We start from the raw sequence: 13,696 nt of genomic DNA on the forward strand, positions 1-13,696 counted from the left end.
AGACCGAAAACCTATCGGTCAACCCACTTTGTGAAATATTTTTGAAGCTCTCGACGGCGCGCTAAAGAAACGAGCAATGCCATGCCTGTCGATTGCTCTCGTCGCAAAGACACCATCGTCTTATGGCCGTGACGCGCACACGTTTCATCCGTCGTCGTCGGCGTGACGTTCAACGCGCCACATTCGCTTCAATCGCTACGACCGAGTGTGAACGTAACCCGTAGAGCGCTCATCAACGATGAGTGCTCAGCTCGAGCACTCCTGTGCATAGCGTCATTCTTCAGACGTTTCCCCCACCGCGGCGCGCCGCCACAGCACGACCCTCGCTCATCCATTTGTACCTGGCACGCACGACTGTTTGTCCATGACGGGTATTCGAGTTTGGCTCCAATGCGCCTAGATTTCGTACCCATCGGAGCACGTGGTCCGATCAGCATCTGATCCAAGTAACTTATCTGGAGCCTCAATCATGAGCACGTCACAAAAAGTCGTCGTCGTTACCGGTGCATCGCAAGGCATTGGCGGCGAACTGGTCAACGCGTTTCGCAAACTCGACTATCGCGTGGTCGCAACAGCACGCTCGGTCAAGCCTTCGGATGACCCCAGCATCCTGACCGTGGCTGGCGACATCGCCGATCCGGCTACTGCGCAGCGGGTGATTTCCGAAGCCGTCGCCCGTTTTGGCCGCATCGACACGCTGGTCAACAACGCCGGCATCTTCATCGCCAAGCCCTTCACCCGCTATACCGCGGAAGACTACGCGACCTTCATCGCCGTCAACGTATCGGGCTTCTTCCATATCACGCAACTCGCCATCGCCGAAATGGAAAAGCATGGCAGCGGCCACGTGGTCAGCATCACGACCAGTCTCGCGGACCACGCCATCGACGGCGTGCCATCGGTGCTGGCCTCGCTGACCAAGGGCGGCCTGAACGCAGCCACGAAGTCGCTCGCGATCGAATACGCGAAGAAAGGCATTCGCGCCAATGCCGTTTCACCGGGCGTCATCAAGTCGCCGATGCACGCGAAAGAAACCCACGAGGCGCTCGGCGCATTGCATCCGGTCGGCCACATGGGCGAGATGAGCGATGTCGTAGGCGCCGTCCTGTATCTTGACGCTGCACCGTTCGTGACCGGCGAGATCCTGCACGTCGATGGCGGCCAGAGCGCCGGCCACTGATCACACGCGGGCGCCGCCGGCCGGCGCCCTTCAAGTCAACCGAGATTTACGGAGGATCAACATGCCTATCGTCACAATTCAGGTGACCCGTGAGGGCTCCCAGCCCGGCAACAACGCGGTCACCGCGGACGAAAAAGCCGCGCTCATCGGGGGCGTCAGTCAGTTGCTGCTCGACGTACTGAACAAGCCGCTCGAATCGACCTTCGTCGTCATTCAGGAGGTGGAGACCGAGAACTGGGGCTGGGGCGGGTTGCCGGTCGAGGCTTATCGCAAGCAGCGTGGTTCGAGGCCGGATTGAACGTTAGCGCGCCTCCTTTGCTTCAGGCGCCAGCAGTCCGCATTGCAGCCGGGGCACACGTCAAGGATGGCTGATTATCCTTGACGTGTACCCTCATCCAGCCGCAACGCACGTCCACAATCGATCGCTCCCGCACGAACTGCTAGCCCGCGAACCGCCGCAGTTGCCCGATGCTTTCCTTCAATTCACGCTCCAGCTGCGCAACCAGCTCTGCGGCAGGCAACGATCTGGCGAGCGCGGCTGCCTGCCCCGCCCACTGTGCCCCGTAACCGAACTCGCCCGTCGCCTTCGCCGCAGCATGCAGCGCTTTGCCGGCATCGTACGCGATCGGATACGCGGGCGGCTTCGGAGCGCGCGCGTCGCTGCCGAGTGTCGTGAACCGGTTCACCATGCTTCTCGCCACGCGACCGGAAATCGCCGTGGTAAAGGTCGTGTGGCGCGCCGCGTCCGCGAGAATCGCGCGGCGATAACCCTCGTCGATCGACGTCTCCGGGCAAGCAACAAACGCCGTCCCTAACTGCGCGGCTTGCGCGCCGAGCGCAAGCGCCGCTGCGATCCCGGCGCCGTCCATGATGCCGCCGGCAGCGATCACCGGCAACTGGCATTCCCTGACCAGCAGGCGCGTCAGCGCAAACACGCCCAACCCGTCATCGGTTGCGTCCGGTTCGAAGATGCCGCGATGACCGCCCGCCTCGATACCTTGTGCGACGATCGCATCGACGCCCGCCTCGGCAACCCGCGCTGCCTCATCCAGGCTCGTTGCAGTCGCGATTAGTTTGATGCCGGCCTTTCTCAGTTCGGCGATCACATCGGCAGAAGGCAAACCGAAATGGAAACTGACGATCGCAGGCTTCTCTTCGAGAAAAACATCCAGCATGGCCGGGTCCGCCACGAAGCTCGTATAGATCTCCGACAGCGACGTGGGCCGTGTGGCGTCGTATTTTTCGAAATATGGCGCGAGCCAGTTCAACCATTGCCGATCGAGCGCCTCGTCCGCTTGCGCCGGTCGATGACAGAAGACGTTGATATTGAACGGCTTGCCCGTTAGCGCGCGGGTCTCCTTGATGACCTTGCGGGCTCCTGCGGCGTTCATCGCTCCGACACCCAACGAACCGAGACCACCTGCATTGGAAACGGCTGCGGCCAGCGCGGGTGTGCTGACACCGGCCATGGGCGCCTGGATGATCGGCTTCTCGATGCCCAACAATGACAGCAACATCCGCTTGTCAATCCGCTCGTTCATGTCTATCCCCCATCGAAGCTCTCTACAATATAGCCCTGATATCGTATAGCACCCGCGCTTCGCGCCGAAGGCGACCACACCGTCCGGTGTGTACGCTCGCGTTCACACTGCGCTTTCCTGGCGTGCCCTTCTGTCCGACCAGAAAAACGCGACAAAAGCAGGTCATCGAAACCATGCAGCGTCAATTCGAAGATGTTCTTCTGGGCGGTATCGAACTGTTCTGTCTCGCCGCCGAACTGGAGAGCTTCACGCTTGCCGCGACGGCCGCGAGCGTCACGCCGGCTGCCGTCAGCCGTTCGGTCGCACGTCTGGAAACGCGCCTGGATGTCCGGTTGTTCGTGCGGACCACAAGACAGATCCGGTTGACCGATGCAGGCCGGCGATACTTCGAACAGTGCCGGCAAGCGCTGAATCAGCTTGCGGAAGCCGAGCGCGAAGCGACCGGCCAGCAGACGACTCCCACTGGCGTGTTGCGGATCAGCATGCCGACGCCCTACGGTCACTATCGTGTGCTGCCGCTGCTCGCGGAATTTCGAGCGCGGTATCCCGGCGTCACGATCGAAACGCACCTGAGCAACCGCAACATCGACTTTGCGGAAGAGGGCTTCGACCTCGCCATTCGTGGACGCGCCCCGGGCGATTCCGGCCTGATTGCGCGAAAGATCGAAGATGCCGAACTGGTGGTCGTCGCTTCGCCCGCGTATCTGCGCAAAGCCGGCAAACTGAAAACGCCGGACGACCTGCCTCACCACGACTGCATCCAGTATGCGTTGCCTAGCAGCGGCCGCAATCTCCCCTGGCTGTTCAAGCATAAAAACGAGGTGACGGAGACGATGACGCGAGGCGGCTACGGATCTTCGGGTGACGTCCTGTCCGGAGTGACCTTGGCGCGTCATGATGCGGGCGTTTTCCAGACGTATCGGTTTATCGTCGAGAAAGATCTTGCCGACGGGACGCTCAAGGAGTTGCTGATTCCTTATGGCGGTTGTTCGCGGCCATTCGTGCTGCTTTATCCGCATGCGCGGCACCTCTCGTCGCGCGTGCGTAGCTTCGTCGACTTTCTGATAGAGAAACTGGGCCCATAGCGGTAAGGCAGGCCGCAATACCTCAGAATCCCAATATTTGCACTTATTGCATCAGCATGAGCTTCCGCAGGGCGTTCACCACCCAATTGTTTTGATTTGTGAAACAGTGATTTCGTGAATTAGGTATTTACCCTAACACTTCACGCTTCTAGACTGTCTTCATCGCTGCAGACAAACGAGTTTGCAGTCCAAACAAGACAAATCTCTGGAGGTCGTACCATGAAGTCGCTCGTTCAAGCCGTCGTTATCGCCGCTACCCTTGCCGCCCCGGTTGCCGTTTTCGCCCAATCGAACCAGCCGCTCACCCGTGCGCAAGTTCGCGCAGAACTGGTTCAGATCGAAAAGGCTGGCTACAACCCCGCGCGCTCGAACCCGAACGAATATCCGGCCAACATCCAGGCTGCTGAAGCGCGCGTTGCCGCTCAGAACAGCGCAGTTGGCGGCGTCGCCAGCGGTTCGTCGGAACAAGGCCAGGCAGTCGCCAAGTAAGTTTTCCGCCAGAAAGCAAAGCTGCTGTCGCTTTGCCGTAGCGTGTACTCACACTACGGCTCGCGCGTTTAACGAAACTGGCCCGCTTTCGCGGGCCAGTTTCGTTTCAGAACCTCCGCCTCCGGATTCCCGGCGGCATCTCCTGGTCTTCGGTGGCCACGTACATTGCCCCGCGCACTCCCACTCTCACGCCGTCCACGCCGAATGCGTCGCCATTCGCCATCGAATCGTCGTGCAGATTCTTCGTTCGACAACGGCAGGCAACACCACCACTCGCATTCATCCGCAAACGGCTCGATCGATGAACGTCAGACGGCGCCCGGACTCACATACGCGGTCTTGACCGTCGTATAGAACTCGCGGGCATAACTGCCCTGCTCGCGCGGACCGTAGCTCGAACCCTTGCGCCCGCCGAACGGCACGTGATAATCCACACCCGCAGTCGCCGTGTTCACCATCACCATGCCGGCCTGCACGTGACGGCGGAAGTGGCTCGCGTACTTCAGCGAGGTCGTGCAGATGCCCGCGGAGAGGCCGAATTCCGTGTCGTTGGCGACCTTAAGCGCCTCGTCGTAGTCCTTGACCTTGATGACCGAGGCCACCGGGCCGAACACTTCTTCCCGGTTGATGCGCATGGCCGGCGTCGTGTCGGTGACGAGCGCCGGTGCGAGGAAGTAACCGCGCGTGTCGCGCTCGACCCGCTCACCGCCGAAGACTGTGCCGCCTTCTTCGCGTGCAATGGCCATATAGCGCTCGTCCTGCTGCAACTGCTTGTCGTCGACGACCGGACCGATGTGCGTGCCGTCGGCCAACGCGTCGCCCACCTTCAGAGCCTGCATGCGCGCTTTCATGCCGTCGATGAACCGGTCGTAAATACCTTCGGTCACGATAAAGCGGCTCGACGCCGTGCAGCGTTGGCCCGTCGAGTAGAACGCACCGTTAATGCATGCTTCGACCGCGACGTTGAGGTCAGCATCGTCGAGCACCACCATCGGGTTCTTGCCGCCCATTTCAAGCTGGAATTTCTTGCCCGACGCAAAGCATTTCGCGCCGATTGCACGGCCCGTCGCGACAGAACCGGTGAAGCTCAAGGCATCGACATCGGGTGAAGAAACCAGCGCTTCGCCCACCACCGAGCCCCGTCCCATGACGAGGTTGATGACGCCAGCCGGCGCGCCCGCCTCGGCGATGATCTTCACGAGCTCCCACGTGCTGCCAGGAACGAGGTCCGCCGGCTTGACGACGACGGTGTTGCCATACGCCAGCGCCGGCGCGATCTTCCAGGCCGGAATTGCGATGGGGAAATTCCACGGCGTAATGAGGCCGATCACGCCGAGCGGCTCGCGGGTCACTTCCACCGTCATACCGGGGCGCACGGACGGCACGATTTCGCCGCCAATGCGCAGCGCCTCGCCCGCAAAGAACTTGAAGATCTGCCCCGCGCGGCCCACTTCGCCGATCGCCTCGGGCAGCGTCTTGCCCTCTTCGCGCGCGAGCAGTCGACCCAGTTCGGCCTTGCGCGCGAGGATCGTGCTGCCCACCTGATCGAGCAGATCGAAACGCTGCTGCGGCGTGGATAGCGACCATTGCACAAACGCCTTGCGCGCGGCGCTGATCGCGCGTTGCGTCTGTTCGGCGTCGGCCTGCGCGAACTCGCCGATCACGTCGTCGAGGTTGGACGGGTTGACGTTGCGCGATACGCTCGCGCCATCCACCCATTGTCCGTCGATGTAGTTTGCAAACTGGCTCATGTCTCTTTCTCCCGTCGATACGGAATAAAGCCCCCGCACGAAAGACCTGATCGTCAGGTCCGGGCGGAGGCGACTCGAAATACACCTGGGCCGCGCGCGAGGCGCCGGCCCCTCGTACGTTCTTCGATACGGCTCAGGCCGCGCCGAGCAGCCCGCGCGCCGCCAGACTCTGATAAAGCGCGCGCACGCCGAACGTCCACGGTTCGATGTCGGTGCTCAGGCGGACCGTGTTGGTCAGCGCGCCCAGTTGCGGCGTCGAAATCGTCACGAGGTCGCCCAGGTGATGCGTGAATCCGCCGCCGGCCGCATCGCGATCCTTGATCGGCGAGAACATGGTGCCGAGGAACAGCATGAAGCCGTCCGGGTACTGGTGATGCCGGCCCCACGTTTGCGTGACCAGGTCCGCCGGATCGCGGCTGATTTCGCTCATGTGGCTCACGCCTTCGAGCACGAAGTCGTCATCGGCGCCTTCCACGCGCAGCGCGACGCTGGCCGTGCGCACCGAGTCGAGCGAGAAGCTTTCGTCGAAGAGGCGCACGAATGGGCCGATCGCGCACGAGCCGTTGTTGTCCTTGCACTTGCCGAGCAACAGCGCCGAGCGGCCTTCGATATCGCGCAGGTTGACGTCGTTGCCGAGCGTCGCGCCGACGATCTCGCCACGGCTATTCACCGCCAGCACGATCTCGGGTTCCGGGTTGTTCCAGGTCGAAGCCGCGAGCAGCCCCACGTCGGCGCCGAAGCCGACCGACGACATCGGCTGCGACTTCGAGAATACTTCGGCGTCCGGACCAATGCCCACTTCCATGTATTGCGACCACGCGCCACGCCGCTCGAGTTCGGCCTTCAGCTTCATCGCGGCGTCCGAGCCCGGCTTGATTTTCGACAGGTCCGTGCCGATCGTCGACGCGATGGTCTCGCGGACCTCCTTCGCCTTTGCCGGATCGCCGCCCGCCTGCTCTTCGATCACGCGTTCGATCAGGCTGACCGCGAACGTCACACCGCACGCCTTGATGGCCTGCACGTCGCACGGGGCGAGCAGCTGCACGGCCGGCGCGACCGCGCCCGGCAGGTTGGCCGCGATCAGTTGCGCCGCGCTGCCGAGCGACACGCCCGGTGCGGTCCGCGCGATGCGCGCGGCGTTTTCGCGGTCGAACAGATCGGCCGTGGTCGGCACGGTGGCGGTGATATCGAACACTTCGCCGCCGCGCACGACGACCACGCACGGACCTTCATGCTGATCGGTCTTGCGCCACACACGACCCACGAGCAGCGCCTGATCGAGGTCAACCGGAAGGAAACTGGATTGAGAAGTTGCGGACATGGGAATGGATTTCTTCAGGAAAGTTGGAAGACGGGCAGAGCCGGGCTCGAATCCGAGCCCGGCTCTGCAACCTGCATTTCAATGCGAATGCCGCGGATTGCCACGCTCGGCAATCACCTTCAGATACAGCGTCGCGGGTTCGAGACAGCCGCCGGTCGAGAGTTGGCCCACCGTCTGGCGGTACAGTTCCTGCCAGGGTGTCTGCGCCGGCGGAATCGAGAACGTCGCCGTTTCCCGGCGCCGCGCGAGTTCGTCCTCGTCGACCAGCACGTTGACGCTGCGCGAATTCAGGTCCACGCGGATGCGGTCGTTCGTGCGCAGCAGCGAGAGTCCACCGCCCACTGCCGCTTCTGGCGACATGTTGAGAATCGACGGGCTCGCGGACGTGCCGCTTTGCCGGCCGTCGCCGAGCGTCGGCAACGAGGTGATGCCCTGACGCACGAGTTCCACCGGCGGCGCCATGTTCACCACTTCGGCGCTGCCCGGATATCCCACGGTCCCGGCACCGCGAATCACCAGAATGCAGTGCTGGTCGATTTCGAGCGACGGGTCGTTGATGCGCGCGTGGTAGTCCTCAGGACCGTCGAACACGATTGCTCGCGCTTCGAACATGTTCTCCTTGCCGGGCTCGCTCAGATAGGTCTTCTGGAAAGCCTCGCCGACCACCGACATCTTCATGATCGCGCTGTCGAAGAAGTTGCCCGACAGCACGATGAACCCTGCGCCATGCTTGAGCGGCTCTTCAGTCGTCTTGATGACGTCGCGGTCCCCGGTCTGCGCACCCGCAGCGATTTCGCCGATGGTCCGGCCCGCTACGGTCAGACAGTCGCCGTGGACGAGGTTCGCCTTCGCAAGCTCGTGGAATACGGCGGGCACGCCGCCCGCGCGATGGAAGCTCTCGCCGAGATACTCGCCCGCCGGCATGCAGTTCACGATCAGCGGCACCTGCTCGCCCACTCGCTGCCAGTCGTCGAGACTCAGTTCGACGCCGATGTGCCGCGCAATCGCGATCAGATGCGGCGGACAGTTGCTAGACGCACCCAGCGCCGACGCCACCACGATCGCGTTTTCGAACGCTTCTTTCGTCATGATGTGCGACGGCCGCACGTCTTCACGCACGAGGTCGACAATGCGCTTGCCGGTCGCGTATGCCATCTGGCCGCGCTCGCGATACGCCGCCGGAATGCTCGCGCAACCGGGCAACGACATGCCGAGCGCCTCGGCGAGGCTGTTCATCGACAGCGCGGTGCCCATCGTGTTGCAGTGTCCGATCGACGGCGACGACGCGGTCGTCAGCTGCATGAAACCTTCGTAGTCGATTTCGCCCGTGGCGAGCAGATTGCGCGCATGCCAGATCACCGTGCCCGAGCCGACGCGCTTGCCTTCGTGCCAGCCGTCGAGCATCGGGCCGCCCGACAGCACGATCGCGGGCATGTCGACGGTGGCCGCCGCCATCAGACAGGCGGGCGTGGTCTTGTCGCAGCCGGTGGTCAGCACGACGCCGTCGAGCGGAAAGCCGTGCAGGATTTCGACCAGGCCGAGATAGGCAAGATTTCGGTCGAGCGCGGCGGTCGGCCGGCGGCTCTGTTCGGCGAGCGGATGAACCGGGAACTCCATCGGAATACCGCCCGCGTCACGGATGCCTGCTTTCGTGCGCGCCGCAAGTTCGATGTGATGCCGGTTGCACGGCGCGAGGTCGCTGCCCGTCTGCGCGATGCCGATGATCGGCCGGCCAGACTGGAGTTCTTCGCGCGTCAGGCCGTAGTTCATGAAGCGCTCGACGTAGAGCGCAGTCATATCCGCGTGCGATGGGTCGTCGAACCATTCCTGGCTTCTCAGCCGGCGCGGTGTGGATGCTGACATGTTGCTTGTCTCTCTGTCTTGAGGAAGTTAAACCGCTTGCGTGCTGCCCGGCGCGTCCGCCTGAGCGGCGGCTTTGCCGTCCCCGGCGGGCGCCGCCCGTGTCAGCATGCTGCGCGGCACGAGCAGGATCAGCATACAGCTGACCAGCAGACACGCGCCCAGCGCATACGTACCGTTGTTGATATCGCCGGTCAGGTTCTTGGCGACGGCGGTGATCATCGAGCCCGTGAAGCCTGACAGGTTACCGATCGCGTTGATCATCGCGATACCCGCAGCCGCTGCCGCCCCCGACAGCAACTGGCCGGGGAACGTCCAGTAGATCGGCATCAACGCGAGAATCCCCGCCGTGGCGATCGTGAGAAACGTGATCGCCAATACGATGTGATGCGCGAACGCCGCGCTCAGAATCAGTCCGAGACCGCCGATCAGCGCCGGAATCGCCGCGTGCATGCGCCGTTCACCGGTTTTCTTCGAATGCGCCGCGTTGGCGAGCGTCGCGATGATCGCCACACCATAAGGAATAGCCGTCAGCAAGCCGATATGCAAGGGGTCCTGCACACCGGTCGCCTTGATGATCGACGGCAGCCAGAACGCGAGGCCGTAGAAGCCCGTGTTGAAGGTCAGCAGAATCGCCACCAGCAGCCACACGCGCGGATCGCGCACCGCCGATCCGAAGCGCGCCGTTTTGTGCGTGCTCTCGCGCTGCAGATTCGCCGCGAGCAGGCTCTTTTCTTGCGGCGTGAGCCAGCGTGCGCGCTCGATGCCGTCATCGAGCGAGAAGTACACGACGAACGCGGTCAACAGCGACGGCACGCCTTCGATCAGCAGCATCCACTGCCAGCCCTGGTAGCCGAACAGGCCCGCGGTGTGGTCCATCAACCAGCCGGACACCACGCCGCCCAGCATCAGGCTGACCGGCATCGCGATCAGGAAGCCCGACATGACGCGGCTCTGCCGATGTGCCGGGAACCAGTAATTCAGATAAAGAATGACGCCGGGGAAGAAACCGGCCTCGCAGATCCCGAGCAGGAAGCGCAGCGTGTAGAACATCGTCGCGGTTTCGACATGCGCGAGACGCGCGAGCGGCTCAACGAACGCGAGCGCCATCGACACGAGACCCCACGTGAACATGATCCGCGCGATCCAGAAGCGTGCGCCGTAGCGATGCAGGAACACGTTGCTCGGAATTTCGAAGATGAAGTAGCCCCAGAAGAAAACGCTGGCGCCGATCGCGTACATGGTGTCGGACAAACCGAGGTCGTCGAGCATCTGCAGCTTCGCGAAGCCGACGTTCACCCGATCCAGATAAGCCACGACGTAACACAGCAACAGCACCGGCAACAGACGGCGCACGACCTTGCGATAGGTCTTTTCTTCAAACTCGCTGCTCCCCGCGGAAGTCGCGGCGACGGCGGACGGCACAGTGGTCATTCAAATCTCCATCAGCGTATTTTTCTGGGAAATGTCCCGGGCGCCACAGCCGCGTGCCACGTAGGCCGCTGTATCGTCCCCGATCTAAGTTACCGGTAACATTTCTGAATCCGGATATTACGCGTGGCTCATCATCTGAACAACCAAGGGATATCCCTGACTTTCTGCGTGAAATACGGCCTGGGGAGTCAGCCGCGGCTGGCGCCGAGCCGGTGGCTCAGGCGCTGTCCCGAGCAATTACCTCAAAGTCGATCTTGACCGCTTTCGTGCGCGACGTCTGCCCCGCCTCGCGCGCCGCCAGTGCCGCGAGCAAGGTCTCGCCGGCCCGCAAGCCGATTCCGTAGGCATCGACCGACACCGTGGTGATGCTCGGCTGACAACACCACGACACCTCGAAGTTGCCGAAACCGGCAATCGCGATGTCGCCAGGCACCGACAACCCGCGCCGGTGACACTCCATGATCGCGCCGAACGCCGACATATCGCTCACGCACATCACGGCGTCGGTATCGGGCCACGCCTCGAGCAGCGCCCCGATGGCAGGTGCGCCGTGACTCATCGTGATCGGCGATTCGCCAAGGCGGATCACGCGCGGCTCGCCGAGCCCGAGCGCCTTGATTTCGGCGACATAGCCGCGCATCCGGTCGAGACCGCGCCGATCGCGCTCGCTCGCCCCGGCGATAAAACCGATCCGCCGATAGCCGCACTCATGCAGATGCCGAACCATCGCGCGCGCCGCCGTGGCATTCGAAAAGCCCACTGCGGTGTCGATCGGATCGGCAGGCAGGTCCCACATTTCGACGACCGGGATACCCGCGCGCCGCAACAGCGTGCGGGTCGCCTCGGTGTGCCGGCCGCCCGTCAACGCGACGCAGCGCGGCTGGTGGCGCAGCATCGAGCGCACGAGCAGCTCTTCCTGCTCGTGCCGGTAGTCGGTATCGCCGAGCAGCAATTGCAGACCATGCGGACTAAACGCGGCGGTGAGGCCGCGCACCGTGTCGGAGAAGTTGGAGCTGGACAGCGACGGCACCAGCACCGCGACGAACTCAGAGCGCCCCGACGACAATGCGCCGGCGGCCGCATCGGCCACATACCCCAGTTCGTCGATGACCTTCTGCACCTTCTCGCGCGTGGCCTGCGACACACTGCGTCCAGCCAGCACGCGCGACACGGTCATCTTCGACACGCCGGCGCGTTCGGCAACATCGGACATGCGGGGCGGGACAGGCGGCCTGGACGTCATGGTAGGGATCACTGCGAGTGCGCGGAAGTCACGGAACGCACATGATACCTGGCGGCACCCGGCACGGGGCGAGGTTTCACCCTCGCCCGCACATTGCGTCGGATGCCGGGCTCACGCGCGTTCCGCTTTCTGGTCTATTGCGAAAAGCCCCGTGTGCACTGCGCCTGAGGCTGGCCGGGCACCGGCGCGCGAAACGAAAACAGGCCACCGGCCAACGGTTGCCGCTCGCGCTCTGCCGGCGACAATCCCTTCCACGCGGTCGTTGCATAGACAGTCTGCAGATCGTCGCCGCCGAAAGCGAGTTTCGTCACGTTGGCGCACGGAAACGGCACCTGCTCGACCAGCTTGCCATCGGGCGAGAAACGCTCGATACGCCAGCCGCCGAACAGCGCCACCCACACGAAGCCGTCGGCGTCGACGGCCATGCCGTCGGGGTGGCCGTCGCCGGAAATCGCGGCGAAGATGCGTTTGCCCGACAACGTCCCGTCTTCGTTCACATCGAACGCATACACCACGCGCCGCATGGTGTCGTTGTGATAGAGCGTGCGGCCGTCCGGGCTCATGGCCGGGCCGTTGGTGATCACGTAGTCGTTGTCCTGAGCCGCCACTTCGCCGGCGTCGCTGACGCGGTACAGCGTGCCGCTCGGCTGTTCTTCACCGTCGTCCATCGAGCCGAACCACAGGTGGCCGCCGGCATCGACGAAGCCGTCGTTCAGGCGGTTGTCCGGCAGGTGCGGCTCGACGTCCTTGAGCTTGCTGAACTGTCCGCTGCCCGCATCGAAACGATAGAGGCCGTCCGGCAGCCCGCAGACAAAGGCCTGATCAGCGAGCGGTACGATGAAACCCGGCTGGTTCGGCGCCCGCCACGTCTGCGTTTCTCCGGTGTCGACCGTCAGACGATGGATATGGCGGCCCTTGATATCGACGAAGTAGACCGCGTTTTCCGCGGCCTGCCACAGCGGGCCTTCGCCAAGTTCGGCATTGACCGGCCAGAGGCACTCAGGGAGACGGACTTTCATTCTCCATACCACCCGGCATCGACGAAATAATCGCGGCCGGAGCAGCGCGATGCATCGTCGGATGCAAGGAACAAGGCCATGCGCGCGACGTGCTCGGGCTCGATGCGCAAGCGCAGGCATTGGCTCGCGACGACCTTCGCCTCGCTCTCGGGCGACTGCCACAGCTGCATCTGACGCGGCGTGCGAACCGCGCCGGGAATGATGCAGTTCACGCGGACGCCGGCATCGCCGAGATCGCGCGCGAGGCCGCGCGTCAGCCCTTCGATTGCCGCCTTCGCGCTCATGTAGATCGCGAGATTCGGCAACGCGAGGTGCCAGGAGACCGAGCCCAGATTCAGGATCACGCCCCGCCCGATCTTGCGCATGCCGGCTGCTGCCGCCTGCGCGCAGAAGAACTGGTGCCGCAGATTCACGGCCATGCGCTCGTCCCAATAGGTCGACGTGACGGCCTCGATTTCGTGCCGGTCGTCATTGCCCGCGTTGTTGACGAGCACCTCGATCGGCCCGGCGAGTTCCATAATCTCGGCGAACGTGCTCTGGATCGCGTCGACGCTGCGCAGATCGCAGCGGCGGAACAGCGGCGGATGGGGCGCGTCGCGCAGCGCTTCCTGCAACGCGAGCGAGTCGCCCTCCGCGACGTCGAGGAAGAACACGCGCGCGCCCTGCTGTGCGAATGCTTCGACCATCGCGGCGCCGATGCCGCTGCCGCCACCGGTGATGACAACCGTCTTGCCTGAGAGACTGGGATAGATTGCGTACGACATCTGATATTC

The 13,696-nt window shown here is 63.4% G+C and carries 12 protein-coding genes; 4 read left to right on the forward strand and 8 right to left on the reverse strand.

Annotated elements, in window-relative coordinates; genetic code table 11:
• Positions 1-469: 469 nt before the first annotated feature.
• Together PQQ53_RS31970 and PQQ53_RS31975 are read left to right on the forward strand one after the other, a co-directional pair.
• Positions 470-1,180, forward strand: coding sequence for an SDR family NAD(P)-dependent oxidoreductase (locus PQQ53_RS31970; RefSeq protein ID WP_408156365.1), 711 nt, complete (start codon positions 470-472; stop codon positions 1,178-1,180).
• 61 nt (positions 1,181-1,241) lie between these two features.
• Positions 1,242-1,478 carry a tautomerase family protein gene (locus PQQ53_RS31975; RefSeq protein WP_408148963.1) on the forward strand — a complete coding sequence of 79 codons (237 nt, stop codon included), beginning with the start codon at positions 1,242-1,244 and terminating at the stop codon, positions 1,476-1,478.
• Positions 1,479-1,620: 142 nt separating this feature from the next.
• On the opposite strand, the gene PQQ53_RS31980 is transcribed toward PQQ53_RS31975, so the two are convergent.
• Positions 1,621-2,721, reverse strand: a complete 1,101-nt coding sequence (locus PQQ53_RS31980; RefSeq protein ID WP_408328620.1) for an NAD(P)H-dependent flavin oxidoreductase — start codon at positions 2,719-2,721, stop codon at positions 1,621-1,623.
• A 173-nt stretch (positions 2,722-2,894) separates the two neighbouring features.
• Here PQQ53_RS31980 and PQQ53_RS31985 point away from each other — a divergent pair, with 173 nt between their 5' ends.
• Both PQQ53_RS31985 and PQQ53_RS31990 read left to right on the forward strand, forming a co-directional pair.
• Positions 2,895-3,806 carry a LysR family transcriptional regulator gene (locus PQQ53_RS31985; RefSeq protein ID WP_408328584.1) on the forward strand — a complete coding sequence of 304 codons (912 nt, stop codon included), beginning with the start codon at positions 2,895-2,897 and terminating at the stop codon, positions 3,804-3,806.
• 219 nt (positions 3,807-4,025) lie between these two features.
• Complete coding sequence (locus PQQ53_RS31990) at positions 4,026-4,295, forward strand: DUF4148 domain-containing protein (RefSeq protein WP_121324558.1); 270 nt, start codon at positions 4,026-4,028, stop codon at positions 4,293-4,295.
• A gap of 308 nt (positions 4,296-4,603) precedes the next feature.
• Here PQQ53_RS31990 and PQQ53_RS31995 read toward each other — a convergent pair whose 3' ends face one another.
• The 7 genes from PQQ53_RS31995 to xylB all read right to left on the reverse strand — a co-directional run bounded on the left by PQQ53_RS31995 (position 4,604) and on the right by xylB (position 13,687).
• Positions 4,604-6,046, reverse strand: a complete 1,443-nt coding sequence (locus PQQ53_RS31995) for an aldehyde dehydrogenase family protein (protein WP_408148959.1) — start codon at positions 6,044-6,046, stop codon at positions 4,604-4,606.
• 133 nt (positions 6,047-6,179) lie between these two features.
• Positions 6,180-7,367: a fumarylacetoacetate hydrolase family protein gene (locus tag PQQ53_RS32000; protein ID WP_408148957.1), complete on the reverse strand. Its 1,188-nt coding sequence runs from the start codon at positions 7,365-7,367 to the stop codon at positions 6,180-6,182.
• Between the two features lie 78 nt (positions 7,368-7,445).
• Positions 7,446-9,230 (reverse strand): IlvD/Edd family dehydratase, encoded by a 1,785-nt coding sequence (locus PQQ53_RS32005; protein WP_408156373.1) that lies wholly within the window; start codon positions 9,228-9,230, stop codon positions 7,446-7,448.
• 27 nt (positions 9,231-9,257) lie between these two features.
• Entirely contained in the window at positions 9,258-10,661 is a 1,404-nt protein-coding gene (locus tag PQQ53_RS32010) for an MFS transporter (RefSeq protein WP_408328588.1), read from the reverse strand.
• Positions 10,662-10,878: 217 nt separating this feature from the next.
• Positions 10,879-11,874, reverse strand: a complete 996-nt coding sequence (locus PQQ53_RS32015; RefSeq protein WP_408328591.1) for a LacI family DNA-binding transcriptional regulator — start codon at positions 11,872-11,874, stop codon at positions 10,879-10,881.
• Positions 11,875-12,038: 164 nt separating this feature from the next.
• Entirely contained in the window at positions 12,039-12,923 is an 885-nt protein-coding gene (locus tag PQQ53_RS32020) for an SMP-30/gluconolactonase/LRE family protein (protein ID WP_408328594.1), read from the reverse strand.
• Entirely contained in the window at positions 12,920-13,687 is a 768-nt protein-coding gene (gene xylB, locus PQQ53_RS32025) for a D-xylose 1-dehydrogenase (RefSeq protein ID WP_408328597.1), read from the reverse strand. Before xylB ends, PQQ53_RS32020 begins: the two co-directional genes overlap by 4 nt.
• Between the last annotated feature and the right edge of the window lie 9 nt (positions 13,688-13,696).

This window comes from Paraburkholderia strydomiana (assembly GCF_046030495.1).
Taxonomy (GTDB): Bacteria; Pseudomonadota; Gammaproteobacteria; order Burkholderiales; family Burkholderiaceae; genus Paraburkholderia; species Paraburkholderia strydomiana_A.

Bases quoted from the DNA above. Each gene is read 5' to 3' on its own strand.
- PQQ53_RS32020 (WP_408328594.1), bottom strand. From the start codon at position 12,923: ATGAAAGTCCGTCTCCCTGAGTGCCTCTGGCCGGTCAATGCCGAACTT.
- PQQ53_RS32015 (WP_408328591.1), bottom strand. From the start codon at position 11,874: ATGTCCGATGTTGCCGAACGCGCCGGCGTGTCGAAGATGACCGTGTCG.
- PQQ53_RS31985 (WP_408328584.1), top strand. From the start codon at position 2,895: ATGCAGCGTCAATTCGAAGATGTTCTTCTGGGCGGTATCGAACTGTTC.
- PQQ53_RS31970 (WP_408156365.1), top strand. From the start codon at position 470: ATGAGCACGTCACAAAAAGTCGTCGTCGTTACCGGTGCATCGCAAGGC.
- PQQ53_RS32005 (WP_408156373.1), bottom strand. From the start codon at position 9,230: ATGTCAGCATCCACACCGCGCCGGCTGAGAAGCCAGGAATGGTTCGAC.
- PQQ53_RS31990 (WP_121324558.1), top strand. From the start codon at position 4,026: ATGAAGTCGCTCGTTCAAGCCGTCGTTATCGCCGCTACCCTTGCCGCC.
- PQQ53_RS32000 (WP_408148957.1), bottom strand. From the start codon at position 7,367: ATGTCCGCAACTTCTCAATCCAGTTTCCTTCCGGTTGACCTCGATCAG.
- PQQ53_RS31995 (WP_408148959.1), bottom strand. From the start codon at position 6,046: ATGAGCCAGTTTGCAAACTACATCGACGGACAATGGGTGGATGGCGCG.
- PQQ53_RS31975 (WP_408148963.1), top strand. From the start codon at position 1,242: ATGCCTATCGTCACAATTCAGGTGACCCGTGAGGGCTCCCAGCCCGGC.
- PQQ53_RS32010 (WP_408328588.1), bottom strand. From the start codon at position 10,661: ATGACCACTGTGCCGTCCGCCGTCGCCGCGACTTCCGCGGGGAGCAGC.
- PQQ53_RS31980 (WP_408328620.1), bottom strand. From the start codon at position 2,721: ATGAACGAGCGGATTGACAAGCGGATGTTGCTGTCATTGTTGGGCATC.
- xylB (WP_408328597.1), bottom strand. From the start codon at position 13,687: ATGTCGTACGCAATCTATCCCAGTCTCTCAGGCAAGACGGTTGTCATC.